This is a genomic window from Pseudomonas sp. P5_A2_2, from assembly GCF_054177685.1.
In genome coordinates this window covers 1-2072 of record NZ_JBGCUL010000803.1, presented here as the reverse complement: position 1 = coordinate 2072, position 2072 = coordinate 1, and the positions used below count along the sequence as shown (strand labels likewise).

Here is a 2072-nt window from a genome sequence, read left to right as displayed (position 1 = left end):
ATCAATTCAGCATCTTTGACCGGGTTGAAGTTATCCATCTTGTTCTTGGCTGTCAGCGGTTCCGGTGGACTGCGTAACGCATTGGTTTTGTCGTAACCGGGACCGACGATAGCGAAGATAATGCCATTCCAGCCTTTGACAAAATCATCATGGGCGTAGCGTTTGTGACCGAGCACCGGGTCGCCGATATAGACCCAGTGCTTGTCCGCCCGCTGCAACACCACGAAGTGTTTGTAGCCGCGAATTTCCATCAATACCACCACCGGAATCGTCACTGCATCGAGTCTTTCCGGCGGGATCTTGTAGCCCCGGGCGCGCATGCCGATGTGCTCTATGTAGCGCTTCATGTCCAACATGGAAAAACCCTGGGTACGCACTATGTCCTGGTCTGCGGTGACCAGCATGCCTTTGATGACGTGCTCCTCATCGACGTCGAGCCAATAGGCCTGGCGCAGTATCGTTGCCAGCGCAGCGGCGCCGCAGCTGAAATCGGTTTTCTGTTCGACGATGTCGCTGAACTTGCGCTCACGCAAACTCTGCACGTGCTTGTACACCAGCACGCCACCCGGCAGGGCGGCAACCGGTATCTGTGCAGCCTGGGTCATGCCAGAAAGACCAGACAGGCAGAGCAGGGCGAAAAGGGCAGTCTTACGCATGATCGGTACGCCTTCTGACTGTGGAAAAGCCCCGTCGCCGGTGCTTTCATTGCGATCACAATTACCGGCAAGCCTTGCAGCCTGCGGCGATGGACAGCGAGTTGCTTTGCTGGTTGCCTACCCCGGACGATATGTTGGCTCCGCCGTTGCCGGAGAAGTTGTTCATCGAGCCTGTCATCGAAGCATTGTTGGTTACAGGGGGTTTCCAGCCTTCTGGCGTCATCACTTGTTGAGTGGTTATGCCGGACAGACCGAGTACACCCACGGGTACGAAATCAGTCCTGGCGTTGTTGGTGACGTTCAGCCCGGACGTGCTTTGGTTAGCCGCCGCCGCCGCTACTGCTACACGGCCACCCGAAACGGCAATCGCCAAGTTGTTTTTCTGTTGGTTGAAGTCGCCGGTGGTCACGTTGATGCCGATGTTGCCGGAACCGCTGTTGCCAGCGTTATTGAGCGTTGTGTTGTTGGTGTTGGAGTGGTTCCTGGCGGTGTTGCCGGTGTTCTTCTGAGTCGCGCTGGAGACGGCGATCGCGCTGCCGAAGATGAAGGCTTCGTCAGCCGTGGCAAGGGCGGCGGCGTTGTCTTGCTGGTTGCCGTTACCGGCTGCAACGTTGGCGCCCATGTTGCCGTTGGAGTTGTTCAGGGAGTTATCGATTTTAGCGTCGTTTTTGGTGCCCCGGTTCACTACTCTGCTGCCACTGCTTTCCTGCGAGTCCAGCACGGCGGCCCCGGCGCCTGCGGTAATCTGCAGAACTTGTTCCAGCGTCGGGCCATTAGGCTGTTGGTTGTTGCCCTGTCCATTGCCCTGCTCGAGATCATCAAGACCGGCTGCCTGGGCTGCGAATGCCATCACTGCCGCCAGGGCGAAAGCCAGTGGTTTGAGAGCAGTTGTCGGGTTCATGGTGAATCTCCGTGCTCATTAGTTGGTCAAGTGTTGGTGCGTCCCTAATCGCACTGTATCGGGGTCAGTCAGAGACCCGGATGCTCAGGGTGTTAGCCATTCGGTTCCCCACCCCGGCACTCTGGTTCACCTGGATCACTCCCCGGCTGCCGGTGAAGGCCTGGTCGCTTGTGACGACCTGGCGACTGCCGTTTGGGGTGCCAGTTGCTCCCAAGTTCGGTAACAACGCCACGTTCTGTTGAGAAAGAGCACTATCGTCAACAGCTTGCGGTGCAGCACTGATGCTGATGCGCATGGCGTTGGCCATCTGGTTGTTGGCCCCGGCACCCTGGTTGACGCCCAATACACCGTTGCCATTGCTCAAGGAGGTGCCGACGATACTGGCCGTCGCGTCCATCGACGGATTGGCGGGCGTGGTGATTTTCTGCTGGACGCTGGTGCTCGCATCGGCTTGGGTACCCATGGCGATCGCGCGGACGTTGGCCTGCTGTTGTTGTTCACCAGCCGCCTGGTTG

3 protein-coding genes are annotated in these 2072 nt (G+C 58.2%); all 3 read right to left on the bottom strand.

All coding sequences use genetic code 11. From position 1 onward, the window contains the following. Window positions 1-656 (bottom strand): C39 family peptidase (locus ACXRVY_RS25915; RefSeq protein ID WP_458238612.1); only part of this gene is annotated, 656 nt, incomplete at its 3' end. A gap of 61 nt (window positions 657-717) precedes the next feature. Beyond that, complete coding sequence (locus ACXRVY_RS25910) at window positions 718-1557, bottom strand: heme utilization protein (protein WP_457265989.1); 840 nt, start codon at window positions 1555-1557, stop codon at window positions 718-720. Window positions 1558-1621: 64 nt separating this feature from the next. Then, window positions 1622-2072 (bottom strand): adhesin (locus ACXRVY_RS25905; protein WP_458238611.1); only part of this gene is annotated, 451 nt, incomplete at its 5' end.